Annotated in this window: 28 protein-coding genes and 1 pseudogene; 10 read left to right on the top strand and 19 right to left on the bottom strand. The window is 65.8% G+C overall.

The annotated features are described in order from the left end of the window. Positions 1-92: 92 nt before the first annotated feature. From fusA to hppD, 6 genes are all read right to left on the bottom strand, one after another. Positions 93-2,195, bottom strand: a complete 2,103-nt coding sequence (gene fusA / locus IBX22_RS14120; RefSeq protein ID WP_194816042.1) for an elongation factor G — start codon at positions 2,193-2,195, stop codon at positions 93-95. 161 nt (positions 2,196-2,356) lie between these two features. Then, complete coding sequence (rpsG, locus tag IBX22_RS14125) at positions 2,357-2,827, bottom strand: 30S ribosomal protein S7 (protein WP_030525248.1); 471 nt, start codon at positions 2,825-2,827, stop codon at positions 2,357-2,359. A 1-nt stretch (position 2,828) separates the two neighbouring features. After that, positions 2,829-3,203 carry a 30S ribosomal protein S12 gene (gene rpsL / locus IBX22_RS14130; RefSeq protein WP_194816043.1) on the bottom strand — a complete coding sequence of 125 codons (375 nt, stop codon included), beginning with the start codon at positions 3,201-3,203 and terminating at the stop codon, positions 2,829-2,831. Positions 3,204-3,479: 276 nt separating this feature from the next. Then, entirely contained in the window at positions 3,480-4,037 is a 558-nt protein-coding gene (locus tag IBX22_RS14135) for a DUF3558 domain-containing protein (protein WP_194816044.1), read from the bottom strand. 14 nt (positions 4,038-4,051) lie between these two features. After that, positions 4,052-4,579 carry a DUF3558 domain-containing protein gene (locus IBX22_RS14140; protein ID WP_194816045.1) on the bottom strand — a complete coding sequence of 176 codons (528 nt, stop codon included), beginning with the start codon at positions 4,577-4,579 and terminating at the stop codon, positions 4,052-4,054. Positions 4,580-4,635: 56 nt separating this feature from the next. Then, positions 4,636-5,856, bottom strand: coding sequence for a 4-hydroxyphenylpyruvate dioxygenase (gene hppD / locus IBX22_RS14145; protein WP_194816046.1), 1,221 nt, complete (start codon positions 5,854-5,856; stop codon positions 4,636-4,638). A gap of 137 nt (positions 5,857-5,993) precedes the next feature. On the opposite strand from hppD, the gene IBX22_RS14150 reads away from it, so the two are divergent. Then, complete coding sequence (locus IBX22_RS14150) at positions 5,994-6,518, top strand: Lrp/AsnC family transcriptional regulator (protein ID WP_194816047.1); 525 nt, start codon at positions 5,994-5,996, stop codon at positions 6,516-6,518. Here IBX22_RS14150 and IBX22_RS14155 read toward each other — a convergent pair whose 3' ends face one another. From IBX22_RS14155 to IBX22_RS14165, 3 genes are all read right to left on the bottom strand, one after another. Beyond that, positions 6,519-7,289, bottom strand: coding sequence for an acyl-[acyl-carrier-protein] thioesterase (locus IBX22_RS14155; RefSeq protein ID WP_194816048.1), 771 nt, complete (start codon positions 7,287-7,289; stop codon positions 6,519-6,521). It lies immediately after the preceding gene. A 146-nt stretch (positions 7,290-7,435) separates the two neighbouring features. Next, complete coding sequence (locus IBX22_RS14160; protein ID WP_194816049.1) at positions 7,436-8,530, bottom strand: transglycosylase SLT domain-containing protein; 1,095 nt, start codon at positions 8,528-8,530, stop codon at positions 7,436-7,438. After that, positions 8,527-8,847, bottom strand: a complete 321-nt coding sequence (locus IBX22_RS14165; RefSeq protein ID WP_194816050.1) for a type VII secretion target — start codon at positions 8,845-8,847, stop codon at positions 8,527-8,529. The genes IBX22_RS14160 and IBX22_RS14165 overlap by 4 nt, the downstream gene beginning before the upstream one ends. Positions 8,848-9,082: 235 nt before the next feature. Between IBX22_RS14165 and IBX22_RS14170 the strand changes: the two genes are divergently transcribed. Then, on the top strand, positions 9,083-10,057 hold the full coding sequence (locus IBX22_RS14170; RefSeq protein WP_194816051.1) for an NADPH:quinone oxidoreductase family protein: 975 nt from the start codon (positions 9,083-9,085) through the stop codon (positions 10,055-10,057). Positions 10,058-10,156: 99 nt separating this feature from the next. Beyond that, the gene (locus tag IBX22_RS14175) at positions 10,157-11,269 is read left to right on the top strand and encodes a winged helix DNA-binding domain-containing protein (RefSeq protein WP_194816052.1); all 1,113 of its coding nucleotides are present in this window, start codon (positions 10,157-10,159) and stop codon (positions 11,267-11,269) included. 13 nt (positions 11,270-11,282) lie between these two features. Here the strand turns inward: IBX22_RS14175 and IBX22_RS14180 are convergent, their stop codons facing one another. Next, entirely contained in the window at positions 11,283-11,696 is a 414-nt protein-coding gene (locus IBX22_RS14180; protein WP_194816053.1) for a hypothetical protein, read from the bottom strand. Positions 11,697-11,887: 191 nt separating this feature from the next. Next, entirely contained in the window at positions 11,888-13,558 is a 1,671-nt protein-coding gene (locus IBX22_RS14185) for an FAD-dependent oxidoreductase (protein WP_194816054.1), read from the bottom strand. A 233-nt stretch (positions 13,559-13,791) separates the two neighbouring features. Between IBX22_RS14185 and IBX22_RS14190 the strand changes: the two genes are divergently transcribed. After that, complete coding sequence (locus IBX22_RS14190) at positions 13,792-14,283, top strand: histidine phosphatase family protein (protein ID WP_194816055.1); 492 nt, start codon at positions 13,792-13,794, stop codon at positions 14,281-14,283. Here IBX22_RS14190 and IBX22_RS14195 read toward each other — a convergent pair whose 3' ends face one another. Further along, positions 14,284-14,484: a hypothetical protein gene (locus tag IBX22_RS14195; protein ID WP_194816056.1), complete on the bottom strand. Its 201-nt coding sequence runs from the start codon at positions 14,482-14,484 to the stop codon at positions 14,284-14,286. It abuts the gene before it with no gap. A gap of 97 nt (positions 14,485-14,581) precedes the next feature. On the opposite strand from IBX22_RS14195, the gene IBX22_RS14200 reads away from it, so the two are divergent. The 4 genes from IBX22_RS14200 (at position 14,582) to IBX22_RS14215 (ending at position 17,056) form a co-directional block, all read left to right on the top strand. Further along, positions 14,582-14,950, top strand: a complete 369-nt coding sequence (locus IBX22_RS14200; RefSeq protein ID WP_194816057.1) for a VOC family protein — start codon at positions 14,582-14,584, stop codon at positions 14,948-14,950. Between the two features lie 95 nt (positions 14,951-15,045). Next, positions 15,046-15,501 (top strand): MerR family transcriptional regulator, encoded by a 456-nt coding sequence (locus tag IBX22_RS14205; protein WP_194816058.1) that lies wholly within the window; start codon positions 15,046-15,048, stop codon positions 15,499-15,501. Further along, positions 15,498-16,493: an aldo/keto reductase gene (locus tag IBX22_RS14210; RefSeq protein ID WP_194816059.1), complete on the top strand. Its 996-nt coding sequence runs from the start codon at positions 15,498-15,500 to the stop codon at positions 16,491-16,493. Before IBX22_RS14205 ends, IBX22_RS14210 begins: the two co-directional genes overlap by 4 nt. Before the next feature lie 92 nt (positions 16,494-16,585). Beyond that, positions 16,586-17,056, top strand: a complete 471-nt coding sequence (locus tag IBX22_RS14215) for a PaaI family thioesterase (RefSeq protein WP_194816060.1) — start codon at positions 16,586-16,588, stop codon at positions 17,054-17,056. A 3-nt stretch (positions 17,057-17,059) separates the two neighbouring features. Here IBX22_RS14215 and IBX22_RS14220 read toward each other — a convergent pair whose 3' ends face one another. Beyond that, positions 17,060-17,947 (bottom strand): bile acid:sodium symporter family protein, encoded by an 888-nt coding sequence (locus tag IBX22_RS14220; RefSeq protein ID WP_194816061.1) that lies wholly within the window; start codon positions 17,945-17,947, stop codon positions 17,060-17,062. Positions 17,948-18,062: 115 nt separating this feature from the next. Beyond that, entirely contained in the window at positions 18,063-18,716 is a 654-nt protein-coding gene (locus tag IBX22_RS14225) for a hypothetical protein (RefSeq protein ID WP_194816062.1), read from the bottom strand. 168 nt (positions 18,717-18,884) lie between these two features. Here IBX22_RS14225 and IBX22_RS14230 point away from each other — a divergent pair, with 168 nt between their 5' ends. Both IBX22_RS14230 and IBX22_RS14235 read left to right on the top strand, forming a co-directional pair. Then, positions 18,885-19,217, top strand: a complete 333-nt coding sequence (locus IBX22_RS14230) for a metalloregulator ArsR/SmtB family transcription factor (protein WP_194816063.1) — start codon at positions 18,885-18,887, stop codon at positions 19,215-19,217. Next, on the top strand, positions 19,214-19,687 hold the full coding sequence (locus IBX22_RS14235) for an SRPBCC family protein (protein ID WP_194816064.1): 474 nt from the start codon (positions 19,214-19,216) through the stop codon (positions 19,685-19,687). Before IBX22_RS14230 ends, IBX22_RS14235 begins: the two co-directional genes overlap by 4 nt. Before the next feature lie 72 nt (positions 19,688-19,759). Here IBX22_RS14235 and IBX22_RS14240 read toward each other — a convergent pair whose 3' ends face one another. The 5 genes and pseudogenes from IBX22_RS14240 to IBX22_RS14255 all read right to left on the bottom strand — a co-directional run bounded on the left by IBX22_RS14240 (position 19,760) and on the right by IBX22_RS14255 (position 26,433). Beyond that, positions 19,760-20,752 carry a pirin family protein gene (locus tag IBX22_RS14240; protein ID WP_194816065.1) on the bottom strand — a complete coding sequence of 331 codons (993 nt, stop codon included), beginning with the start codon at positions 20,750-20,752 and terminating at the stop codon, positions 19,760-19,762. 69 nt (positions 20,753-20,821) lie between these two features. Continuing rightward, positions 20,822-21,136 carry a GNAT family N-acetyltransferase gene (locus IBX22_RS38300; protein ID WP_309234749.1) on the bottom strand — a complete coding sequence of 105 codons (315 nt, stop codon included), beginning with the start codon at positions 21,134-21,136 and terminating at the stop codon, positions 20,822-20,824. Between the two features lie 9 nt (positions 21,137-21,145). Then, positions 21,146-21,616 (bottom strand): annotated as a pseudogene (locus IBX22_RS38305) (carboxymuconolactone decarboxylase family protein); the annotation flags it as partial. Positions 21,617-21,683: 67 nt separating this feature from the next. Beyond that, complete coding sequence (locus IBX22_RS14250; RefSeq protein WP_309234609.1) at positions 21,684-22,334, bottom strand: Uma2 family endonuclease; 651 nt, start codon at positions 22,332-22,334, stop codon at positions 21,684-21,686. A gap of 145 nt (positions 22,335-22,479) precedes the next feature. Beyond that, positions 22,480-26,433: a DNA-directed RNA polymerase subunit beta' gene (locus tag IBX22_RS14255; protein ID WP_194816067.1), complete on the bottom strand. Its 3,954-nt coding sequence runs from the start codon at positions 26,431-26,433 to the stop codon at positions 22,480-22,482. Positions 26,434-26,503: the final 70 nt, after the last annotated feature.

Below are 26,503 nucleotides of genomic sequence, written 5' to 3' on the forward strand. Positions count from 1 at the left end.
GTGCAGTTGCAGCAGTGCGGTTATAAATGGGGGTCGTGCTGACTCCCGGCCGATCAATTGGGGCAAGTCTTGCACTTGCCCCAATCAACGTATTAGTCGCCGGTCGCCTTGGCGATGATCTCCTTGGACACGTTGGCCGGAACCTCCGCGTACTGGGCGAACACCATGGAGTAGTTCGCTCGGCCCTGGGTCTTCGACCGCAGGTCACCGATGTAGCCGAACATCTCCGAGAGCGGAACCAGCGCCTTGACGACACGGGCACCACTGCGTTCCTCCATGGCCTGAATCTGGCCACGGCGGGAGTTCAGGTCGCCGATCACATCGCCCATGTAGTCCTCGGGCGTGATGACCTCGACCGCCATGAGCGGTTCGAGGATCACCGGACCGGCCTTGCGGGCCGCTTCCTTGAGGGCCTGCGAGCCGGCGATCTTGAACGCCATTTCCGACGAGTCGACGTCGTGGTACGCGCCGTCGATCAGGATGACCTTCAGGTTCACCAGCGGGTAGCCCGCGAGGACACCGTACTGCATGGCATCCTGCGCACCGGCGTCCACCGAAGGGATGTATTCGCGCGGAACGCGGCCACCGGTGACCTTGTTCTCGAACTCGTAGGTCGCGCCGTCCTCGCCGATGAACGGCTCGAGGCCGATGATGACCTTCGCGAACTGGCCGGAGCCACCGGTCTGCTTCTTGTGCGTGAACTCGAGCTTCTCGACCTTCTTGGTGATCGTCTCGCGGTACGCGACCTGCGGCTTACCGACGTTCGCCTCGACCTTGAACTCGCGCTTCATGCGATCCACGAGGATGTCGAGGTGGAGCTCGCCCATGCCGCCGATGACGGTCTGGCCGGTCTCCTGGTCCAGCTTGACCGAGAAGGTCGGATCTTCGCGCGCCAGCTTCTGGATCGCGGTACCGAGCTTCTCCTGGTCGGACTTGGTCTTGGGCTCGATCGAGACCTCGATGACCGGGTCCGGGAAGGTCATGGACTCCAGCACAACCTGGTTCTGCGGGTCGCTGAGGGTGTCACCGGTGGTGGTGTCCTTCAGACCGATCACGGCGTAGATGTGACCGGCGGAAGCCGTAGCGACCGGCATCTCCTTGTTGGAGTGCATCTGGAACAGCTTGCCCAGACGCTCCTTCTTGCCCTTGGTCGAGTTGACGACCTGGGCGCCGGAGGCGACCTGACCCGAGTACACGCGGACGTAGGTGAGCTCACCGAAGAACGGGTGCACCGCGATCTTGAACGCGAGGGCCGAGAACGGCTCGTCGACGCTCGGCTTGCGGGTCAGCAGCTCCTCTTCCTTGCCGGGCACGTGGCCGGTGGTGGCCTCGACGTCCAGCGGGGAAGGCAGGTAGTCGATGACCGCGTCGAGCATGGGCTGAACGCCCTTGTTCTTGAACGCGGAACCACACAGCACCGGGTACAGCTCGGAGTTGACCGTCATCTTGCGGATGGCGCCCTTGATCTCCGCGAGCGAGAGCTCCTCGCCGGCGAAGAACTTCTCCATCAGCGCGTCGTCGGACTCGGCGACGGCCTCGAGCAGTTCCTGGCGGTACTGTTCGGCCTTGTCCTTGAGGTCGGCCGGGATCTCGACGACTTCGTACTCTTCGCCGAGCTTGGTCTCGCCCTTCCAGACCTTGGCGTTCATCTCGACCAGGTCGACGATGCCCTCGAAGGTGTCCTCAGCGCCGATCGGCAGCTGGATGACCAGCGGCTTCGCGCCCAGGCGGTCCTTGATGGTCTGCACGGTGAAGTAGAAGTCCGCGCCGAGCTTGTCCATCTTGTTGACGAAGCAGATGCGCGGGACGTCGTACTTGTCGGCCTGACGCCACACCTGCTCGGACTGCGGCTCGACACCTTCTTTGCCGTCGAACACGGCGACGGCGCCGTCGAGGACGCGGAGCGAACGCTCCACCTCGACGGTGAAGTCGACGTGACCCGGGGTGTCGATGATGTTGATCTGGTTGTCGTTCCAGAAACACGTGGTAGCCGCGGAGGTGATGGTGATACCACGCTCCTGCTCCTGCTCCATCCAGTCCATGGTGGCGGCGCCATCGTGGACTTCACCGATCTTGTAGGTGATACCGGTGTAGAAGAGGATGCGTTCAGTTGTGGTCGTCTTGCCCGCATCGATATGGGCCATAATGCCGATGTTGCGGACCTTGTTGAGGTCGGTGAGCACGTCCTGTGCCACGGAAACTTCCCCGCTCTGCTTGTCGTAGATCAGCGTCTTGGGATATTCGGGTGGTGGACCTTTGTCAGGTCCACTATGTCAACGTCGGGAACGGCACCGAAGTGCCGCCCCCGACTGTGACCGCCTTCCGGTCCCGACACGAACGACGGGCCGGGCGGCAATCACCAGCGGTAGTGCGCGAAGGCCCGGTTGGATTCGGCCATCTTGTGGGTGTCTTCACGACGCTTGACCGAAGCACCGAGGCCATTGCTGGCATCGAGGAGCTCGTTGGCCAGGCGCTCGATCATGGTCTTCTCACGACGGGCGCGGGAGTAGTTGACCAGCCAGCGCAGCGCCAGGGTGTTGGAGCGGCCCGGACGGACCTCCACCGGCACCTGGTAGGTGGCGCCACCGACGCGGCGGGGCTTCACCTCGAGGGCGGGCTTGACGTTGTCGAGCGCGCGCTTGAGGGTGACGACCGGATCGGTGCCGGTCTTCTCGCGCGCCTGCTCCAGCGCGCCGTAGACGATGCGCTCGGCGGTGGACTTCTTGCCGTCCAGCAGGATCTTGTTGACCAGCTGAGTGACCAGCGGCGAACCGTAGACCGGGTCGTTGATCAGCGGACGCTTGGGTGCGGGGCCCTTGCGTGGCATATCAGCTCTTCTCCTTCTTGGCGCCGTACTTGCTGCGAGCCTGCTTGCGGTTCTTCACGCCCTGGGTGTCGAGCGAGCCACGAATGATCTTGTAGCGGACACCCGGGAGGTCCTTCACACGACCGCCACGCACGAGCACCATCGAGTGCTCCTGCAGGTTGTGGCCCTCACCGGGGATGTACGCCGTGACCTCAACCGCGGTGGTCAGGCGAACACGCGCGACCTTACGCAGCGCCGAGTTCGGCTTCTTCGGGGTCGTGGTGTACACGCGGGTGCACACGCCACGGCGCTGCGGGCTCTCCTTGAGGGCTGCGGTCTTGGTCTTGGAGACCTTGTCGCGACGACCCTTGCGGACCAGCTGGTTGATGGTTGGCATAGACCGGCTTTCCTTGTTTTTGTCTAACGCGGTGTCTGGAACTTCATGTCTTTGTGGTTCGAGCTGACGAACTCGCACGTCCGTCCACGTTTCTCGCGTCCCGAGGTCGGGCGTGTCGCGATCCGAAGACTGACCTTTTTCCGGGCATGCCGAGAAGGTCGGCCGCTTTCGCTGGCTTACGTCGAATCACGAACTTGCCCGCATGCTTCCGGGCACAGCGGTCCACGATACCCGTGACCTCGAGAGAGGTGCAAAACGGGGTCCAAAACCTCGCAGCTAGCGGGCCCTGTTCAAAGTCAACTCGAGCAGTTGCTTGGCGCCCTGGCACGGATCGGGGTGACTACCCGGCCGGTAGTTGATCCACCAGCTCACAACGCCGGTGTCCGCGGCACTCGCGGTGACACCACAGGAGTCCGGGTCGTTCGGGCGCCTGGTTTGCAGACCGCGGCTGCCCTGGACAGTGATGTTTTCGCTGGAATAGCCGAGTTTGTCGTTGTTCGCCTTCTCATTGTTCAGGGAACCGACCTCGTACCACGCCAATGTGACCATTGCCACGCCACCGGGTGCGTCCTCGACATCCCACATGCACACGGCGCCGTTGAACGAGCCCTGCACGATCTGCGAATTGCCGACCGCCTCGCCGATCTTCTCCTGGGCCACGACCTCGCATTCGCGCAGCAGCTTGTCGAAGTTCGTGTTGATCGACTGACCCCCGCTGCCGCCGGCGGGATACGCCGAACCCGGCACCGTCTGCCCGCAGCCGGCCGCGGTGACCGCCACCGCGAGTGCGCTCACCGCGAGACCGACGGACTTGGCAACCCCCGATGCGCCCATCCCGGTAGCCCCCCTCATCCGAGCCGCTGCACGGTCAGCTCGGCCAATTTGTAGGCGTTGTCACACGGGTTCGCGGTGGCCGCGAACAAGCCGTAGGACATCGACCATTCGAAGAAGTCGTCGTCGAGCTGGACCGCGAGATCGCAGATCTTCCCGTTCGGGTCCAGACCCTTCCAGCCCTTGCGCCCGCCCACCTCGATCGTCTCCGGCTCCCGCCCCGCCGTGGTCACCCAGGCCTTCTCCCGATCGATCGGGCTGCCCCGATACGAGGCGAAGGTGACACTCGGCGAGACGGCGCCGGAGGACTGCCAATTGCAGCCGGTGGAGTTCTTGAACACCCGCGAGACGCGCCCGAGCCCGGCGAGATTCTGCACCTCGTCGTCGGTGACATGCCCGCACTCGCCGACGAACGGGCCCAGCGAGGCCACCCGCGGCGGCGGCCGTAGCGGAGTGTTGTCCGAGTCGGAGCCGCCGCCGGCCCCGCAGGCCGACAGCGTCAACGCCAAGGCCATACCGGTGATGAGCGCCGACGAGATCCGCATGCCTGAACTCTACTGGGTTCGGCGGCGGCGGCTCCGGACGAGAGCTCCAGGGTCGCTTACAGATTCCCGCGTGCGGCCTGCTCGCGTTCGATGGCCTGGAACAACGCCTTGAAGTTGCCCTTGCCGAAGCCGAGCGAGCCGTGCCGCTCGATCAGCTCGAAGAAGACGGTGGGGCGATCGGTGAGCGGTTTGGTGAAGATCTGCAGCAGATAGCCGTCCTCGTCGCGGTCGACCAGGATGCCGCGGCGTTGCAGTTCCTCGACCGGGACCCGGACGTGGCCGATGCGGGCGCGCAATTCCGGATCGGAGTAGTAGGTGTCGGGGGTGTCCAGGAACTCGACGCCCTCGCGGCGCAGCGCGTCGACACAGGCCAGGATGTCGTTGGTGGCCAGGGCGATGTGCTGCACGCCGGGGCCCCGATAGAAGTCCAGGTACTCATCGATCTGGGAGCGCTTCTTGCTCACCGCGGGCTCGTTCAGCGGGAACTTCACTCGATGGTTGCCGTTCGCCACGACCTTGCTCATCAGCGCGGAATAGTCGGTGGCGATATCGTCGCCGACGAATTCGGCCATATTCGTGAAACCCATGACGCGGCGGTAGAACTCGACCCAGTGGTCCATCTTGCCGAGCTCCACATTGCCGACGACGTGGTCGATGGCCTGGAACAATCGGGCGGGGCGGCCGGGGCGCGCTTCGTAGCCGCCGGTGCGGGCGACGTAGCCGGGCAGGTAGGGCCCGTCGTAGCGGGAACGGTCGATCAGGGTGTGCCGGGTTTCGCCGTAGGTGGCGATGGCGGCGGAGCGGACGGTGCCGAATTCGTCTGTGTCGTCGTGCGGTTCGACCAGAATGGTCGCGCCCTGCTGCCGCGCCTGCTCGATGCAGCGGTCCACATCGGGCACTTCCAGGGCGATGTCTACGATGCCGTCGCCGTGCCGGTCGTGGTGGCCGACCAGCGGGCTGTCCGGATCGACCGCGCCGGTGATGACGAAACGGGCTGCGCCGCTGCGCAATACATAGGCCTTGTGGTCGCGATTGCCGGTCTCGGGGCCGGAGTAGGCCTCCAGGCGCATACCGAACGCGGATTGCAGGAAGTGCGCGCTCTGGGTGGCGTTGCCGACCACCCAGACCAGCGCGTCCCAGCCGGTGACCGGGAACGGATCGACACTGGTGTCATGGTCGACGAGGCCGACGAGGCCGCGCAGCTCGCCGTCGGAAGGCTCGTACTCGCCCACCCCGCCGACTCCGTCGGCTGCCGTCCCCAATTGCTCGATGCTCATACCCCTAGGAGACCGGCGTCACAGGCCGGTAGGCAACAGCGACATTTTTCTATAGGCACTGTGGCGAATTCGGCTAGCTGGAGCTCGCTGATGCTGGACAATTTGAATAGCACAGGCTGCACAACAAGGAGGCCGCAATGTCGCGTACGCCGGCGAAACTGGACGAGCTCGATCTCGCCATCCTCACCGCCATGCACGAGTACCAGAAGGCGGGGATTCTGGAGCTGTCCCGGCGCACCCGCGTCGCCCGGGCCACGGTGCAATCGCGCATCGGGCGGATGGAGGAGTCCGGTGTCATCGCCTCCTACGATCCGCAGATCGATGTCACCGCAGCCGGTTTCGACGTGCAGGCGTTCGTGACGCTGGAGATCGCGCAGGGCGCGCTGGACCTGGTCGCGGCCGAGCTGGACGCGATTCCGGGCGTGCTGGAGGCGTACGCGACCACCGGATCGGGGGACGTGTGGTGCCGGATCGGGGCCGATTCACATGCCGGATTGCAGACGGTGTTACTGAGCATCGACCGCACCAGTTCGGTGGTGCGCTCGCACAGCGTCATCGTGCTCTCTACCGTGGTGCCGCGCCGCACGCTACCGCTGCTGCGCACCCTCACCCCGACGCACAGCAGCAAAGCCCCCGCGTACCGGGAACCGCACGACCGCTGACTACGGGAGCGGCATGATTCGCACGACGGTGGTCGTGGTGCCGCCCACGACGAACCACAGGCGCAAGCTCGGCCGCCCGGCGCCGTCGCCCGGCTCGTAGCGGCTGCGCACCATCACATGCTGGCGGGCCAGCACCGGCGCCACGTACTCGATGACCGCGCGGTGCGGGGCCGCGACGAGCTTCGGGTACTCGACGAGGAACTGCTCCGCGGCCTGCCAGTAGCAGGCGTTGTTCACGTGGTTGTAGCTGTCGATGTCGGTGGCGCGCACCGGAAACGGCAGATCGGTGTCGGACTCCGGCGGCGTCGGATCGATCAGGTACGGCCGCCAGCGCAGGCGATGCTCCTGGGTGGTTTGCGCCAGGTATGCCAGGCCCTCGTCGCTGATCCGGGCGGGCATGTTGTTCGACTCGCTGATATTGATCCAGAAGCCCTCGGTCTCGATCAGACCGCCGTTGCCGCTGGTGATCCGCACCCGCATATTCGTCCAGCGGGTCGACATGCTCGAGCACCAGCGCAGTAGCTGGACCTCGTCGGGCCACTGGATCGGCCGGATGACATCGATGACCGTGCGCCGGACGATCCAGCTCGGATCGGTGCGGTGCAAGGTTGTCTTATGCAACTGCTCCCAGGCGATATCCTGCAGGTAGCGGGCGACACTGTCGAACCGCAACCGGTCATACGGATCCACATCACCAGCCCGGACGGGCCACGCCGAAGCGAAGCCCATGCCCTCCTGGGGAAGCGGGGCGAGTGGCTGATCGAGTGACACTGGTGCTCCTCGCGCCGCACGGTGTGCGGCGTTTTTTCTTGCGGTGCTCTTCTGAGACGACTTTACGGGGCATACGTCACACCCTCGCGTCGAGATCGGCATACCCGCGCGTAGCACCACCTCGCCGGCCGTCGCCAGCACCTCGATCAGTAACCGACGTAGCTGCCGCCCTTGCTCATCGCCGCGATGCCGGGAACATTCGACAGCGAGCCGTAGCGCTCGATGGCGTACCTGCTGCCGGCGATGATGTTGTCGACCGGGTTGTAGATGTCGTCGTGGCCGGGCAGCTTGTAGGAGTTGAACGTCGGGTCGATGGTCTGCATCAGGCCCTTGGACGGAATTCCCGCCGCCGCGTTGCTGTCCCAGAGGTTGATGGCGTTGGGGTTGCCGCCGGATTCCTTCTCGATGATCTTGGCGATGATGGCGGCGTCGCTGTCGCTGATGTCGTAGCCTGCCGCGCGCAGCTCCTGGATCGCCTTTTCGATCCATTCCTTCTGCTCGCCGGTGGGCATGGTGGTGGGCGCGTCGCTGCTGTACTGGTTCCCCGTGCCGGAGCCGGTGTTCGAGGTGAGGTTGCTGCTCGGGCTCTGTGTGCCGGGACTCTGGGTGCCCGGGCTCTGGGTGCTCGGCTTCTGGGTGCTCGGCTGCTGAGTGGTCGCGGGCGTCGTCGGCGCTTGCTGCACACCGAGTTTCGGATCGCCGAGGGCGTCGTAGGCGGCTTGCAGCTTCGCGACCGCCGCGGCGACCTTGGTTCTGGCGGTGGTCGCGACCCCTTCGGCCGCGGCCAGGGCGTTGGTGATGTCCAGTTGCCGCTGCGCGGCCGCCAGGTCCTCGGCGACGACGGCCTCATCGCTACCGCCCGCTTTGCGGATCTCGGCGACGCGCGCGGTGGCGGTGACGACGCCCGCATCGGAAACCTCGAATGCGGGCTTCTGATTCAGCGCGTCGTCCCGCAGCTGCACCACCTTGGCTTTCGCGTTGTTCAGGTTTTCCACCTGTTCGTCGAACGCGGTCTTCAGCTCCAGCAGGGCGGCGCTCACGGCGGAGGCGCGGGTCTTCTCGGTCTCCATGCGGGTGTTGGCCGCGCTCGCGGCGGCGCCGGACCAGCCCAGCGCCTGGGTATCGGTGATGCTCTTGATGAAGATCCCGTCGAGTTTGGTGGAGACCGTGTTCGCGAGCGTGCCGGCGGCGGTGAGCTTGGTCGGCTCCCACTTGGCGACATCCGGAATCGTGAGGGTCATTTCACCTCCAGGCCGATGGTCTTCAACTTGTCAGCGAACTCCGCTTCGGCCAGCTCGAATTTCCCGGCCGCGTTCTGCATGTTGTCCGCGACCGTGCCGAGGCGCTCGTTGATGCGCTGCAAGCAGTTGTTGAGCGTGTCCGTGGCACTGGTGACGACCGTGCCGAAATCGGTGCCCGGCAGCGCGCCGGAGGCGAAGTTGAAACCTGCGCCGGCGCCGAGACTGGTGACATCGGTTGCCTCGGTACGCAGATTGGTGGCGAACTTCTGCAAAGCCGCAGTGTCGACTTGCAATTCGTTGCCGTTCGGGCCAGTCATGGAAACCCCCTTCTCCCCGACCTGAATTCGCGGCAAGCTTAGCCAAATTCCCACCGTGTGGACAGGCCGCAGCGCCCCGGGACCGGGGGCCGAACCAGAACTCGACCGGCGTCACGCGAGCCGATTTCCCGATGAGGGCATCTGCAGGCAGACGCCTTCGGATGCTCCGGTTATGTTGGTCACGGTGTCATCGGCGACCGAACGCGTCGCCGCAGAAGGACAGAGAGGTCGGCCCATGCGTGCAGCTCAGGTCAGCAAACTGGAGGGACCGGAAGTGATCGAGGTGGTGGACATCCCGGAGCCCGCGGGCTACCCCGGCGGGGTCGTCATCGACGTGCACGCGGCGGGAGTCGCGTTCCCGGACGTGCTGATGACCCGCGGGCTGTACCAGATGAAGCCGGAACTGCCCTTCGTCGTCGGCGGCGAGATCGCGGGCATCGTGCGGGAAGCGCCCGCGGACGCGCACGTCCAAGCGGGTGACCGGGTGGTCGCGCTGACCTTGCTCGGCAATGCGATGGCCGAGGTCGCGGTGGCGCCCACGCAGATGGTGTTCAAACTGCCGGACAACATCTCGCTGGAAGCCGGCGCGGGCATCCTGTTCAACGACCTGACCGTGCACTTCTGCCTGCGCAACCGCGGCCGGCTGGCCCCCGGCGAGACGGTGCTGGTGCACGGCGCGGCCGGTGGCATCGGCACCTCCACGCTGCGGATGGCCCAGGCGCTGGGTGCGGGCAAGGTGATCGCCGTGGTCAGCACCGAGGCGAAGGCGGAGGTCGCACGGGCCAACGGCGCCACCGACGTAGTGCTCACCGAAGGCTGGCTGGCGGCCGTCAAGGAGATCACCGGCGGGCGCGGCGTGGATATCGTGCTCGACCCGGTCGGCGGTGACCGGTTCACCGACAGCGTCCGTTCGCTCGGTTCGGCCGGACGACTGCTGGTCGTCGGCTTCACCGCGGGCGAGATCCCCACGGTGAAGGTGAACCGCCTGCTGCTCAAGAACGTCGAAGTCACCGGCGCCGCCTGGGGTGAATGGGTCATGACCCACCCGGGTTACCTGCAGGAACAGTGGGCCGAGGTGGAGCCGCTGCTGGCCGCCGGGAAGATCACGCCGCCGCAGCCGGTGCTGTACCCGCTGGAGCGGGCGGCGGAAGCTGTTGCGTCCCTGGACAACCGGACCGCGACCGGCAAGGTCGTCGTCACCCTGCGCTGAGACGTCCGCCCCGGGCGCAGTGTTCCTGCGTCCGGTGGCGGAACCGGGCACGGTTTGCGGGCGACAGATGACCTGGTCGGCTCGTAGTCTGAGCGCACCATGAAGCTGTCGAATCGGGTCCTGAACCGGACGCTCCTCGCGCGCCAGCATCTGCTGGAGCGGTCCACGCTGACCGCGCACCAGATGTGTGATCATCTCGTCGGCCTGCAGGCGCAGGACGTGCCGCCGCCGTTCATCGGATTGTGGAGCCGGATAGCGGATTTCGATCCGGCGACGGTCTCGGACGCCCTCGACGACCGATCCCTGGTCCGGATCACCTTGATGCGCGGCACCATTCACCTGGTCACGCCGCCGGACGCGCTGCGGATCGCACCACACATTCAGCCGGAGCTCGAAAAGGCCCCATTCCGTAAGGGTTTCAACTACGGCGCGATGGTCGGGCTGGAGCCGGAGGAAGTGCGCAAGCACGGCGAGGCCGTCCTCGGCGACGAGCCCATGTCGGCGGCCGACATGCGCGCCCGCGCCGCCGAACTCTATCCGGACCGCGATGCCGGCGCGGTGCTGCAGACCTGGTTGTATCAGCTTCCGGTCCTGCAGACACCGCCCCGCGGCAAGTGGAAGGACAACAGCAGGCCGGTCTGGTCCCGCATCGAGCCGTGGCTGGGCGCCCCCCTGGACCCCACCTACCCGTTGCCGGAGTTGCTGATTCGCTATCTGCGCGCCTTCGGGCCGGCCAGCACGATGGACATGCAGGCCTGGTCCCGATTGACCGGCATCAAGAAGGCCATCGAGCAACTCGGCGACCGCGTTCGCACCTACACCGACGACCGCGGCCGCACCCTCTACGACCTGGCCGACGCCGAGCTCGCCGATCCCGACCTGCCCGCCCCGGCCCGCCTGCTCGGCTGGTACGACAACGCCGTGCTCTCGCACCAGGACCGGACCCGCATCGTCCCCGACGGCAACGCGCCACCACTGCGCGCCTTCGCCACCGCCGTGTCGTCGATCTTCCTCGACGGGTACCTCTCGGGCCTCTACAAAATCTTCCCCAAGAGCGGCACAGCCCGCCTGCGCATCAGCCCCACCCGCCCCTGGTCACCCGCGGAACGCGCCGAAGTCGAAGCGGAAGCCTGTGCCCTGCTCGCCTTTTTGGAAGGCGACAAGGACCCGGTCGTCGAAATCCTCGACCCCGGCGCCGACCTGAAACCCTGACCGGGCGAGGTACCTAGTCCCACCAGACGCTGAGCAACCCGTAGTTCCGTTCCCCCGACCCGAGGGCCGAGCAGATCTCCTCGGGGTCGGTGTGGACCTTGATTCGATCCGCGTACCACTGCTCCTCGCACACGACCCGGGCCATTTCATGGGCGGTGTCCGGGCTGCTGGTCAGGATGAACAGGGTGTCGACGTTCCAGCTGTCGCTGTCCAGGTCGCGCAGTTTGATCAAGGACATGTCCGGCAGCCAGCCCGGGTTTTCGGCCCAGTCGTTGAGGCGGTCGATGCAGGCGGCCACCCAGAGCTCGCGGTGGCGTTGCAGGCTGGCGACCACGCGTGGGCCGTCGAAATTGTTGAAGGAGGAGCGGCGAATCAGGTCGAGCTGGATCTCTTGCACGGTGGCTTCGGACAGCAGCGGCTGGGTCATGGTGGGCTCCAATCGGATACGAGAACGGCAAGCGCTATGCACCGATCCTCACGAGTCGCCAGCCCAGGCGACACCCGTCTCCCGGCGAGTGTGGACAACACGCAGGGTGTGGATAACTTTTTGTCTTCACAGGGGCAAACGAAAGCCGGTCGGATCCCTAGTGGATCCGACCGGCCATCGAGCGAAATATCTCAGCCGCGAGCGGCTTTCAGCAGGTCTTCGCGGGTGGTGAACTTGACGCGCGGGCGGCGGGCGGACTTGCCCGCGGTCTTCTCCGCCTGATCGATGGACTTCCAGCCCTCGCGATCCACCAGGTCGGGCTGACGCTCGGCGACCAGGGCCTTGAGGGCGGCGCGGTCGGCTTGGGGCTTGTTCAGTTTGCCGCTGGTGAAGTCCGAGACGAGTTGTTCCACAGTCTCTTCGGAGTCGGTGCGGTTGGAGCCGATGACGCCGCGGGGACCGCGCTTGATCCAGCCGCTGACGTAGACGCCGGGGACGGGAGCGCCGTCTTCGCCGATGACCCGGCCGTGTTCGTTGGGGACCACGGCGCGGCCCTCGTCGAAGGGCAGGTCGGCGACCGGCTCGCCCTTGTAGCCGATGGAGCGCAGCACCAGGCCGGCGTCCAGGCTTTCGGTGCGGTCGGTGGCGCGGGCCACGACCTGACCGCCCTCTTCGACCAGTTCGTTGTGCACGAACTCGATGCCCTCGACCTTGTCGGTGCCGGTGACGGCGGCCGGGGAGCCGAGGTAGCGGAAGACGATGCGGCGGTTGGCCGGATCGCGGCGGCCCGCGGCGTACTCCTTGGCGAGGGTGTACTTGAGCTGCAGGTGCGGCTCCACCTCCGGATCGTCGAGCACCGCCCGGCTGGCGTCGTCGAGCTCCAGGTCGGCGTCCTCGACGACGATGTCCACACCCTTCAGGTGCGCCAGCGCCAGGAACTCCGGCGAGGTGTAGGCCGCCTGCAGCGGGCCGCGCCGGCCGAGCACGACGACCTCGCGGATATTGCTGCGGCGCAGCGCATCCAGGGCGTGATCGGCGATATCGGTCTTGGCGAGTTCGTCCGGGTCGACGGTGAGCACGCGGGCCACGTCGAGGGCGACATTGCCGTTGCCGACGATGACGGCGCGCTCGGCGGACAGGTCGAACTGGCGGTCGGCGAAATCGGGATGGCCGTTGTACCAGTTGACGAATTCGGTGGCCGAATGACTACCGGGCAGGTCCTCACCGGGCACATTCATGCGGCGGTCGGACTGGGCGCCGACCGCGTAGAGGACGGCGTGATGGTGCTGCAGCAGCTCCTCGTGCGAAATGTGGGTGCCCACTTCCACATTCAGGTAGTACTGCAGGGTCTCGCGCCGGAACGCGGACTCGAACAGGCTCGACACCGTCTTGGTGCCGGGGTGATCCGGGGCGACGCCGTTGCGCACCAGACCCCACGGGGTCGGCAGCCGGTCGAACATCTCGACCTCGACATCGCAGCGCCGCAGCAGCTCGTCGGCCGCGTAGCAGGCGGCCGGCCCGGCCCCGACGATGGCGACCCGCAATGTGCCGAGTTCCTTCGGCGGACGCGCGGGCGTCACGATCGGATCGAAGTTCGATTCCAGCGGGTGCCGCTCGAAGTAGGCGGCATTGATGTCTTTGTAGCGCGCCAGCGATGCCGTCAGATCGTCCTCGGAGAAGATGGCCTCCACCGGGCACGCGTCGACACAGGCCCCGCAGTCGATGCAGGTGTCGGGATCGATGTAGAGCATCTCGGTCGTCGCGAACTCCGGCTGGTCCGGGGTGGGACGAATGCAATCGACCGGGCACTCGGTGACGCAGCTGGCGTCGTTGCAACAACGCTGCGTGATGACGTAGGCCATAGTGTGCAGATCCTCGAAATGTGCGTGGGCTGTATGCCACCCGGGGGGGTTTGCGGTGGACCGGTGGTGTCACGGGGTCGGGCTTCGCGCGGTTGTGACGCCGCTTTCAGTGTGCCTGAAGAGTGGCGCACGCCTCTCTCCGGACTGCCACGGTCCTATCACAGCGGATCTTGTACGCGTCAATCCCCCACCACATCGTGAGACGAACAGCGATCGGCCTTACGGTAGGGCGCATGGTGCGGACCCTGATCCTCCTGCGGCACGGCAAGTCGAGTTATCCGGACGGTGTCGGCGACCATGAGCGCCCGCTGGCGCCGCGCGGGCAGCGCGAGGCCGGCTTGGCGGGGGAATGGCTGCGCGCGACCCAGCCGCCGATCGACGCGGTGCGTTGCTCCACGGCGGTACGGACACGGGAAACCTTGACCGCCACCGGAATCGACGCCCCCGTGGTGTTCGAGCGCGGCATCTACGAGGCGTCCCCGCGCACGCTGATCGAACTGGTCCAGCTCAGCGACGAGGACGTGTCCACCGTGCTGCTGATCGGCCATGCGCCGGGAATGCCGTGGACCGCCTGGGAGCTGGCGGCGAACCGGAACTCCGATCAGGCGATCGAGCTCAGCAGGAAATTCCCCACTTCAGCGCTGGCGGTACTCGAATTCGACCGGCCGTGGGCCGAAGTGGATCCGGGTACCGGCGAACTCACCCACTTCCACGTGCCGCGCTGACTATTTGAGCAGCTTGCCGCCGACCACGACGACGACGCCGAGGATCAGCAGCAGCACGAAGGCGACGAACCCGTTCGTCAACCACCACACCACGCCGAGCGCGAGCAATACCGGTGCCACCGCGACCGCGGTGATGAAGGGACTTTCCCGGACCGTGGCCAAAGCCGAACGAGCCCGGACACGATCAATTTCCTTAGCCATGGTCCCCAGGGTAGGCCGGGAAATCGGGGCCGTCCCGATGTCTGGGAATCGGCCGATTTCCGCTGCGTGCGGCGGTGCCCGGTGGGAGGCTGAGGCGATGGATTGGAAAATCGAACTCATCGCAATTCCCGTCACCGACGTCGACCGTGCGAAGGATTTCTACACCTCGATCGGCTTCAACGCCGACCACGATCACTCCCCCAGCGCCGACGTCCGCTTCGTGCAGCTGACCCCGCCGGGCTCAGCCTGCTCGATTTGCATCGGCACCGGCCTCACCGAGGCGGCTCCGGGCAGCGTCGAGGGCATGCAGATCGTCGTCGCCGACGCCGAAAAGGCCTACCAGCACCTGGTCGCCGCCGGGGTGGAGGCGACCCCGGTCAAGGACTTCGGCTGGGGTCTGTTCACCTTCTTCGCCGACCCCGACGGCAACAAATGGGCCATCCAGCAGCTGCCGAAGTACGACTGAGCAGCACCCCCGCGACTTCGTGAAGAATTGGCCTTGCTTGGAGTGCACTCCAGGTGAGTAGCGTCGGTCATGTTCTTCGAGAAGGGCGAGGGTAGATGGGTCTTCCGGCAGGTCAGAGCAGTGTCAGTGACCACGATCGGCCACGGTATTCGATCGGCGAGGTCGCCGAGCGATCCGGGCTGAGCCGGGACACCCTGCGCTGGTACGAACGGATCGGGCTGATGGATTACGTCGGCCGCGACCACACCGGAAAGCGCCGGTTCAGCAACCGCGACCTGGAGTGGCTGGCGCTGATCGGGCGCCTGCGCACCACCGGGATGTCGGTCGCCGACATGGTCCGCTACGCCGAATTGGTGCGGTCCGGCGATGCGACGCTGCCGGAACGGTTGCAGATGTTCCGGAACACCCGCGCTGAAGTGCTCGCCCAGATCGAGGAACTCCGCCGGACCGTCGAGGTGCTGGATTACAAGATCGCCCTGTATTCCGGTGACAACTCGGTGGCCCGGCCGGCCTTACTCATCGCGCACGACAGCAAAGGAAATCCGAAATGACGCTTCCGGTCACAGCTCTCGGCACCAACGGCATCGAGGTCGGCGGGCAGGGCCTCGGCTGCATGGGGATGAGCGAGTTCTACGGCGAGTCCGACCTCACCGAATCCCGCGCGACGCTGGACCGCGCGCTGGAATTCGGCATCACCCTGTTCGACACCGCCGACATCTACGGTTCCGGCCACAACGAGGAACTGCTCAGCGATTTCGTGCGCGCCAACCGGGACCGGGTGGTGCTCGCCACCAAGTTCGGCATCGTCCGCAAGGCCGAGGACCCCGCCTACCGCGGTTTCGACAACTCCCCCGGCTACATCCGTAAGTCCGTGGACGGCAGCCTGAAACGGCTCGGCGTCGACGTCATCGATCTGTACTACATGCACCGCCGCGACCCGCAGGTGCCGATCGAGGACACCGTCGGGGTCATGGCGGAGCTCGTCGCAGCGGGCAAGGTCCGGGCGCTCGGCCTGTCCGAGGTGACCGGCGACGAACTGCGCGCCGCCCACGCCGTGCACCCGATCGCGGCCGTGCAGTCCGAATGGTCGCTGTTCTCCCGCGACGTCGAGCGCACCGCCGTGCCCGCCGCCGCCGAACTCGGCGTCGCGTTCGTGCCGTACTCGCCGCTGGGCCGCGGCTTCCTCACCGGCAAGCCGATCACCGCGGACCCGAAGGACTACCGCCGCAACATGCCGCGCTTCACCGGCGACAACGCCGCGCACAACACCGAACTGCTGGCGCCGTTGGCCGCCATCGCCGCGGCCCGGGGCGTCACCCAGGCCCAGGTCGCGCTGGCGTGGGTGCACGCCCAGGCCGGCGTGCACAACCTGCCGGTCGTCCCGATCCCGGGCACTCGCAGCCGAAATCGCTTGGCGGAGAACGTCGACGCCGCGACGCTGGCTCTGACCGCCGACGAACTGTCGACGCTCGAGCCGATCGCCGACAAGGTCGCCGGCCCCCGCTACGCGGACATGTCCTTCACCTCCGCCGGCCGGGAGTAGCCGGCGGTTCCACGTCCCAGGCATGGACAACCGGCGCTTTACGGGGTATGAAACTAGAACAGGTTTCATTTCTGGTGATTGCGGGAGTTTCGATGGACAGCGCGGCCGTGGGCGAAATGGTGATGGCTGGATTCCAGAAGCTGGGATTCATCCAGTACGCCGGCATCGAAGGCGTGGAGTTCGGGCCGGGCCGCAACGTGGTGTCGCTCGAGCCGAAGCCGGAGCATCTGAACCACAACGGGGATCTGCACGCCGCAGTGCTTTTCGGGCTGGCGGAGACCGCCGCGATGGGTGCGTCGGTGTCGGGGATCGTGGACCTGATGAGCGAGACGTTCATCGTCGCCAGGAACGGGCGGATCGAATACCTGGCGCGCGCCAAAGGCGAGGCCGGGCCGTTCCTGGCGATCTCCGAGATCGAGGCGGAAGCCCTCGAGAAGGTCCGCGCGCAGATCGCGGACCGGGTCGACATCGAGCTGGAAGTGCCGGTGACCATCACCGACAGCACCGGAAAGAAGGTGGCCGCTTCGGCTTTCACCGCCGTGCTGCGGCCACGCCGGAAGTGATCCCTACGCCTGCGCGGGCGCCTCGGCCGCCCGCGCGGTGCGCCGGGTGACCAGCCAGCCGACAGCGGCCGCCAGCGGGAACATCAGCACTCCGTAAACCGCTGCCGGAACGGCCATTTCGGTGCTGTCGAGGACGCTGATCGCCACCGTCATCGCGATCGTGCTGTTGTGGATGCCGATCTCCATCGAGCAGGCGATCGCCTGGCGGTCGGTCACTCCGAGCCAGCGCGGCACGAAGTACCCGGCGGTCAGGCTGATCAGGCAGAACAGCGTGGTGACGGCGCCGACGTCGACCAGGTAGCCGGTCAGGTTCTCGCGTTCGGCCAGCATCGTGCCCAGGATGACCAGCAGCAGGGTGACCGCGGAGCCGATCCGGACCGGGCGATCCATCCGTTCGGCGAAGCCGGGAGCCCGGTGCCGGGTGACCATGCCCAGGGCGACCGGGATCAATACGATCGCGAAAACCTGTGCGGCCTTACCGAATTGCAGCCCGACCTGGCCCGCGCTGCCGCCCGGCTCGAAGTAGTCGATGGCGAAATTGGTGACCAGCGGCAGGGTTACCACGGCGACGATCGAATTCACCGCTGTCAGTGACACATTCAGCGCGACATCGCCGCGGAACAGGTGGCTGAACAGGTTCGCGGTGGTGCCGCCGGGCGAGGCCGCCAGCAACATCATTCCGACGGCGAGCAGTGGGGACAGATCGAACAGCAGCACCAACCCGAAGGCCGCCGCGGGCAGCAGCACCAGCTGGCAGGCCAGCGCGATGGCCACCGGCTTCGGATTCGACGCGATGCGCCGGAAGTCCTCGACGGTCAGCGACAGTCCCAGGCCGAACATGATCACGGCCAGCGCCAACGGAAGCGCCACCGATACCAGTGGAGAATTCATGCAGTGTCCTCATCACTCATCCGGCTATCCCTAGCCGGAAATCTGAACCCGGCGGGTGTCAGAATTTGCTGAGGATAGCCGGAGTGTGACGAGCGTCGCAATAGCTACGGCAGTTTTATGGCTGCCCGGTCAAATAGGCGATGGCGGCATCGACGGACTCCTGCCCGCCGGCCTGGTACAGACCGGCGAAGGCGCCGATGACGCCACCGACGACGGTGGTGATCGGGACGGTGATCACGTCGAAGACGAACAGCCCCAACGGGAATCCGACCAGGAAGCCGATCACCGCCCCGATGGCCGCGCCCTGCAGGATCTGCGGCTGGTAGCGCTCGATATCGGCGAAAAAGCGCTCCTGCGAACTGATGTCGCGCACCGGGGCGTCGGACGGGCTGTTCGGCGCGAGCGACAGGCGGGTGCCCGCTTCTTCGATCACCGGGCGGAGGTCGATCTTGTGACCTTCGACGTCGATCGTCATCGGCAGCGCCGCGATGATCTGCCCGGCGTTGTCGGTGACGGTCACGACCTTGCTGTCCGCGACGAGCGCGAAGCGGCCGTTCTCCAGGGTGGTGATCGTGGACTTGCGATCCTCGGCGACCGCGACCTGGTAGGCGACCTCCTTGAAGCTGCCCCGCAGGTCGAGCGGGCTGTCGTCGACCGGGCTGACCTGCGCGGGCGGCGCGGGCGCCGGCTCGGCGTGCACCACCCCACTCGCCAGGCCCGTGGCCGCCAAGGTCAGAATTGCGGTGGCGGTAATTCTGCTGATCCTCATAAGTACTTCCCGTAGCGCCAGTTCGTCCGTACGAAGATACCGGCCGCACGCCGACTTCAGCAGGGCTAGAAGCTGTTTGACGCATTGATGCCCACACCGTGGCAGTAGGCCGACACCTTGGTCGACACCCTATTGACATCGGCAGCATGCCGCGCAACACTGAACTAGATGGTTCAGTATGACTTCCTAGGCGCATCATTCGCGGCGCTCGCGGATCCCACTCGCAGAGGGATCCTGGAGCACCTCGGGCGTGGGCCCGCGTCCGTCACCGAGCTGGCTGAACGCTTCGAGATGACACTTACCGGCATCAAGAAGCACCTGCAGCTGCTGGAGGACGCGGGCATGATCGTCACCGAAAAACGCGGCCGAGTCCGGTACTGCCAGCTCGGAGAGGACATTTTCAACCGCGAAGTGGCGTGGCTGCAGAACTATCGGCGCATGGTGGAAGCCCGGATGGACCGTCTCGGTGAATTTCTCGAGCGAACGGAGCACAACCAATGAGCACACCTACGAAAGACGTCGTCGTCACCACCACCGGCGATCGAGACTGCCACGTCGAGCGCATCTTCGACGCCCCACTCGATCGCGTGTGGGCCGCCTACAGCCGGGTCGAGCAGCTGGCCCAGTGGTGGGGCCGGGGTCACCAGCTCGATATCGAGCGCTGGGAATTCCGCAAAGGCGGGCATTGGCGCTTCGTCGAACATTCCGACGGCGACACCCACGGCTTCGAGGGACGGTTCCGGGAGATCACCCCGCGGGAACGGATCGTGCAGTCCTTCGAATGGGACGGCATGCCCGCCCACATCACCATCGACACCACGACCTTCGTCGACCTCGGCGACGGTCGTACGAAGGTGGTCACCGACAGCCTCTTCCACACTCAGGAAGAACGCGACGGGATGCTGGGCTCCGGCATGGAAGCCGGGATGACCGAGAGCTACCTGGCGCTGGATCGACTGCTGGCGGCCTGAGCCGCGCGGGCACGGTTCGGCCTCCACCCGAAACGGGGACGGAGGCCGAATGCCCGTGCGCAGCAGCTGAATTCAGGTATGGTCCGCGCCGGCGACGCGGCGCTTGCGCGGCTTCAGATGCAGAGCGGGCAGCGGCGGAGCCGGGATGCGCTGGTCCGGAGTATGACCCGCGATGTCCGGGAACCGCTCGACATTGCGGTCCTCCCAGTCGTTTCGGGCCGTGACGATCTCTTCGTGGCTGCGGCCCACGAAGTTCCACCACATCACCAGTTCCTCGCCGAACGGCTCGCCGCCGATCAGCAGAAAATGCGCGCCCGCAGCGGTGTTGAGCCGCAGTTCTTTTCGTTCGGTGCCCAGGTAGAGCAACGGGCCCGGGGCGAGTTCGATACCCTCGATCGTCGCGTCGCCCTCGATCAGCATCACCGCATGCTCGAAACCCGGGTTCAGTGGCAGCGTGATCTCGGCGCCCGGCTCCACCCGGACATCGGCGCCGATGATCGGGGTGTACGCCCGCGCCGGTGAGGTGCGGCCCGCGAGCGAACCGATCAACACGATCGCCTGGACGCCTACGGCCCGATACACCGGCAGGTCGCGATGCTGTTCGAAGTGCGGTTCGACCTGTGTCGCGTTGCCGGGCAACGCGATCCAGAGCTGCAAGCCGTGACTGGCCGGTGCATCCGGGGAGTAGTACTCCGAATGCGCGATCCCGCGTCCCGAAGTCATCAGGTTCAGCTGGCCGGGGTGGATCTCGGCATCCGAGCCGACCGAATCGCGATGCCGGATCTGGCCGGTGAACGGCCAGGTCACCGTCTGCAGCCCGATGTGCGGGTGCGGATCGATATCCGGCGGCGCATCGGTCTTGGTGACTGTCGGCGAACCGAAATGGTCGAAGAAGCACCACGCGCCGACCGTCGGCAGATCCCGTTGCGGCAGTACACGTTCGACGAACACGCCCCGCACCCCGCCCAACGGCACCTCACGCGCCGGAAACAGCTCGGTGACCGGGCCGGGCCCCGCGGAGGGCTCGCAAAGCTGCTCCGCGGGATGCTCTTCCAGATCACTCACGACTGCGCCTCGCTGACGCTCAGCTCCGTCGCGAGCGAGCACGCTGCGCCGATGGTTCGCTCGCTGCGCTCACTCACGAGTGACACCCTTGCCAACAACGTGCGCGTCGTACTCCGGATGCTTCTCCAAGTAGGCCTTGGTGAACGGGCACAGCGGCCGGATCACCCGCTCCAGCTCGATCGTGTCCTCGATGGCCGCCTTGGCCAGTACCTTCCCGAGCCCCTTGCCCGCGAACGCGTCGTCGATCTCGGTGTGGGTGAATACGGTTTCGTCGCCGCGCTCTTCGTACTCGGCGAACCCCGCGAGCTTCCCGTCGTAGGAGATCTCGTACCGCTTCTTCTCGGCGTTGCGGGCGACCGTGGCCTCGGGCGTCGAATCAGTCATGTGCTGCTCCTTCTGTGCTCGTACCGGGTGACTGCTCATGATGGAAACGCGGTTGAACGCGGCGATCGTCGTCGCCACCCAGATCACGGCGGACATCTGCTCATCGGAAAGATATCGGCGCGCAAAAGCGTACTCGCGCGCCATCGCCGCCTCGTCCGGCAACTCTGTGGTGATCTCGGCCAGCGCCAGTGCCGCTTGCTCCCGCTCGCTGAACAACTCGGTGCGCCGCCAAGCCGGCAGAACCGCCAGCTCCTGCTCGGTCGCCCCCGCCGCGAGCGCCGCCCGATGATGCACGTCCAAGCAGGTAGCGCACCCGTCGATCTGCGACACCCGCACATTGACCAGCTCGATCAACCTGCGATCCAGCCCCGCCGCGGCCCCCGCCGCCCGCACCTGCGCCGCCACACCCGTCAGCGCGCGGAACACCTGCGGATGCTGCTTATCGATCCAGACGCGACGTTCGGAAACCAACGACTCCATGCCCGAATAACCGGCACGACAATGGAATTGTTCCGGACTGCAGTCCGGATCACTCAGGCAACGTCGGCTACCGCTGTGGCCCGCTCACGAGACGATCGAGGTCGACGCTGAGCGGGCAGGGCAGATCGGTGGTGTAGATCCCGGTCACCTCGCCATTGTCGAGGTAGCCGAGTTCCTCGGTGAGCCGCAACGGCAACAAACTGGCGGGCGGATCCAGATCGATGATCCAGTAGTGCCGAATGCCGGCATCGGCGAATTCACTGCGCTTGACCTTGTAATCCATGCGTCGGGAACTCGGCGACACCACCTCGACCACAAGGTGGACATCCGAGGCGCGCAGCACGCCGCCTTTCTCGTCGATCCTGTCGACCGCACTGGCATCCACCACCACGAGATCAGGACGACGGACGGTCGCCGGATCGCTCTCGGATACGAGTTCGAGGTCGATATCGACATCCGGCACTGAAGCAAGTCCGGGAGGTAGTTGCAGCTCGAGTTGATAGTTGAGTCTGCTGGCGAACATGTTGTGCCGAGGCTTCGGCGACGGAGACATCACGAGAACCCCCTCCTGCAGTTCCCAGCGGAACTGATCGTCCTCGCCGAGTGCCAGGAAGTCGGAGATAGTCAAAGGGTGCCTCGACGCGATGGCGTCAGACCCCCGTCGCTCCGGTTCAGGAAGTGCCGTCACTCTCACTCCTTCGCTCGCCCGACCCCGCACTCGACTCAAGTGTCCCACGCAAGGTACTCCGCGGAGCAGAGGCGGATGATCGATACCGCAATCAGCCCGCAATCGGTCGGCCCCGGAACGCACTTCGGCCCCCGCTCCGAGGAGCGGGGGCCGAAAGCGCTTGCCTACCTACCGATTACCGGTAGTCGCTGAAACCGTAATCGTCCAGCGGCACCGCGGCACCGGTGGAGGCGCCGAAGCTGTCCGGGCTGTAGTAGGTGTCGTCGTAGGACGGCACCGCGTACGCGGCCTGGCGGGCTTCCTCGGTCGGCTGCACCTGGATGTTGCGGTAGCGGTTGATACCGGTACCGGCCGGGATCAGCTTGCCGATGATCACGTTTTCCTTGAGGCCGATGAGCTTGTCGGAGCGGCAGTTGATGGCCGCGTCCGTCAGAACTCGAGTGGTCTCCTGGAACGACGCCGCCGACAGCCACGAATCGGTGGCCAGCGACGCCTTGGTGATACCCATCAGCACCGGGCGACCCGAGGCCGGCTCGCCGCCCTCGGCGACGACCCGACGGTTGGAGGCTTCGAACTCGGCGCGCTCGGTGAGCGAGCCGGGCAGGAACTCCGTGGCGCCCGAATCGATGATCGTGACGCGCCGCAGCATCTGCCGCACGATGACCTCGATGTGCTTGTCGTGGATCGACACACCCTGCGAGCGGTAGACCTCCTGGACCTCGTGGACCAGGTGGACCTGCACCTGACGGGGGCCCATCACGCGCAGCACCTCGTGCGGATCCGCCGCGCCTTCCAGCAGCTGCTGGCCGACCTCGACGTGATCACCATCGGAGAGCAGACGCTCGGTGCCGTCGTCGTGCTTGAACACACGCAGACGCTGCCGCTTCGAGAGCTTGTCGTAGACAACCTCTTCGCTACCGTCATCCGGGATGATGGTGATCTTGTAGAAGCGGTCGTCGTCTTCCATCCGCACGCGGCCGGAGATCTCCGCGATCGGCGCCTTGCCCTTGGGCACACGAGCTTCGAAGAGCTCCTGCACACGAGGCAGACCGCCGGTGATGTCATCGCCCGCGACACCACCCTGGTGGAAGGTACGCATGGTCAGCTGGGTACCCGGCTCACCGATGGACTGCGCGGCGACGATACCGACGGCCTCGCCGATGTCGACCAGCTTGCCGGTCGCCATGGAGCGGCCGTAGCAGGTCGCACACACGCCGGTGCCAGTGGTGCAGGTCAGCACGGAGCGGACCTTCACCTCGGTGATGCCGGCGCCGAGCAGCGCGTCCAGCGCCGGGTCGCCGAGATCGGCGCCCTTCGCCACGACGACATTGCCCTTGGCGTCGACCGCGTCGGTCGCGAGTGTCCGTGCGTAGGTGGAGGTTTCCACGTGCGCATCCCGGATCAGAGTGCCGTCGGCCATCTTCTCCGCGATCGGCACCACGATGCCGCGCTCGGTGCCACAGTCGTGCTCGCGCACGATGACGTCCTGCGAGACGTCCACCAGACGACGGGTCAGGTAACCCGAGTCGGCGGTACGCAGCGCGGTGTCGGCCAGACCCTTACGGGCACCGTGGGTGTTGATGAAGTACTCGAGAACGGTCAGGCCCTCACGGAACGAGGACTTGATCGGCCGCGGGATGAACTCACCCTTCGGGTTGGTAACCAGGCCCTTCATACCGGCGAGGGTACGAGTCTGGGTGAAGTTACCGGTCGCGCCCGACTCGACGATCGTGATGATCGGGTTGTCCGGCGGGTAGTGCGCCCGCAGCGCCGTACCAACCTCTTCGGTCGCTTCCTGCCAGATCTTGACCAGGGCGTTGTTGCGCTCCTGGTGATCCAAAGCACCACGCTGGTACTTCTTCTCGATCTGATCGGCCTGCGCCTCGTAGCGCTCCATGATCTCGGTCTTCTCCGGCGGAACCAGAACGTCCGTCATCGAGACCGTGACACCCGAGCGGGTGGCCCAGTAGAAGCCCGCGTCCTTCAGCTTGTCGACGGTCTGCGCCACGACAATCATCGGGTAACGCTCGGCCAGATCGTTGATGATCGTGGCCTGACGCTTCTTCGGCATCTGCTCGTTGATGAACGCGTAGTCCGCGGGCAGCAACTCGTTGAACAGCACGCGACCCAGGGTGGTCTCGGCGGTCCACGCTTCGCCGCGCTTCCAGCCGTCCGGGAAGCGCTCGTCCTCGATGTCCTTCGGCGGACGCTGCTCGGTCAGACGCACCTTGATCAGCGAACGCACGGTCAGCTCGTCACGGTCGACGGCCATCTGCGCCTCGGCCGGCGAGGAGTACACGCCGAATTCCGCGTTGTTCTTGCCGGCCGGCTTGTACTCGCCCTTGGCGCCCTCGACGAGGCGGGTCAGGTAGTACAGGCCGGTCACCATGTCCAGACGGGGCATGGCCAGCGGGCGGCCGGAGGCCGGCGACAGGATGTTGTTCGAGGACAGCATCAGGATGCGGGCCTCGGCCTGCGCCTCCGCGGACAGCGGAAGGTGCACGGCCATCTGGTCACCGTCGAAGTCGGCGTTGAACGCTTCACAGACGAGCGGGTGCAGCTGGATCGCCTTGCCCTCGACAAGCTGCGGCTCGAAAGCCTGGATGCCGAGGCGGTGCAGGGTGGGCGCACGGTTCAGCAGCACCGGGTGCTCGGCGATGACCTCTTCGAGGACATCCCACACCTGGGGACGCTGACGCTCGACCATCCGCTTGGCGGACTTGATGTTCTGCGCGTGGTTCAGATCGACCAGGCGCTTCATCACGAACGGCTTGAACAGCTCGAGCGCCATCAGCTTCGGCAGACCACACTGGTGCAGCTTCAGCTGCGGACCGACGACGATGACCGAACGGCCCGAGTAGTCGACGCGCTTACCGAGCAGGTTCTGACGGAAACGACCCTGCTTGCCCTTGAGTAGATCGCTCAGGGACTTCAGCGGGCGGTTACCCGGACCGGTGACCGGACGGCCACGGCGGCCGTTGTCGAACAGCGCGTCCACGGACTCCTGCAGCATCCGCTTCTCGTTGTTGACGATGATCTCGGGCGCACCCAGATCGATCAGTCGCTTGAGGCGGTTGTTGCGGTTGATCACGCGGCGGTAGAGATCGTTCAGGTCGGAGGTCGCGAAGCGGCCACCGTCGAGCTGAACCATCGGACGCAGCTCCGGCGGGATCACCGGTACGGCGTCGAGCACCATGCCCATCGGCGAGTTGCCGTTGGTCTGGAAGGCGGCGACGACCTTGAGCCGCTTGAGCGCGCGCAGCTTCTTCTGGCCCTTACCGCTGCGGATGGTCTCCCGCAGGTTCTCGGCCTCGGCGTGGATGTCGAAGTTCTCCATCAGCTTCTGGATGGACTCCGCACCCATGGCGCCGGTGAAGTATTCGCCGTAGCGGTCGACCAGCTCGCGGTAGAGCACCTCATCGACGATGAGCTGCTTGACCGACAGCTTGGTGAAGGTGGTCCAGATCTCGTCGAGACGATCCAGCTCACGCTGCGACCGGTCGCGCAGCTGACGCATTTCGCGCTCGCCGCCGTCCTTGACCTTGCGGCGCACGTCGGACTTGGCACCCTCGGCCTCGAGCTCGGCCAGGTCGGCCTCGAGCTTCTGGGCGCGGGCCTCCAGGTCGGCGTCACGCTGATCGGCGACCGCCTTCTTCTCGACCTCCATCTCGGCCTCGAGGGTGCTGAGCTCGTTGTGGCGCAGCTCCTCGTCGACACCGACGATGACGTAGGCGGCGAAGTAGATGATCTTTTCCAGATCCTTCGGCGCCAGGTCGAGCAGGTAGCCCAAGCGCGACGGAACGCCCTTGAAGTACCAGATGTGGGTAACCGGAGCGGCCAGCTCGATGTGGCCCATCCGCTCACGGCGCACCTTGGCGCGAGTGACCTCGACGCCACAGCGCTCACAGATGATGCCCTTGAAGCGGACACGCTTGTACTTACCGCAGTAGCACTCCCAGTCCCGGGTAGGACCGAAGATCTTCTCGCAGAAGAGTCCGTCCTTCTCCGGCTTGAGCGTGCGGTAGTTGATGGTTTCCGGCTTCTTGACCTCGCCGAAGGACCACTGCCGAATGTCGTCGGCGGAGGCAAGGCCGATCCGGAGTTCATCGAAGAAGTTGACGTCTAGCACGTAACTTCCTTTCCCCTATTCGGGTCGAATTCGAGCAAAAAGTTCACTAGTCGGTGGAACGCGGAGCCGA

It is taken from the genome of Nocardia sp. XZ_19_385, assembly GCF_015355755.1.
Lineage (GTDB): Bacteria > Actinomycetota > Actinomycetes > Mycobacteriales > Mycobacteriaceae > Nocardia.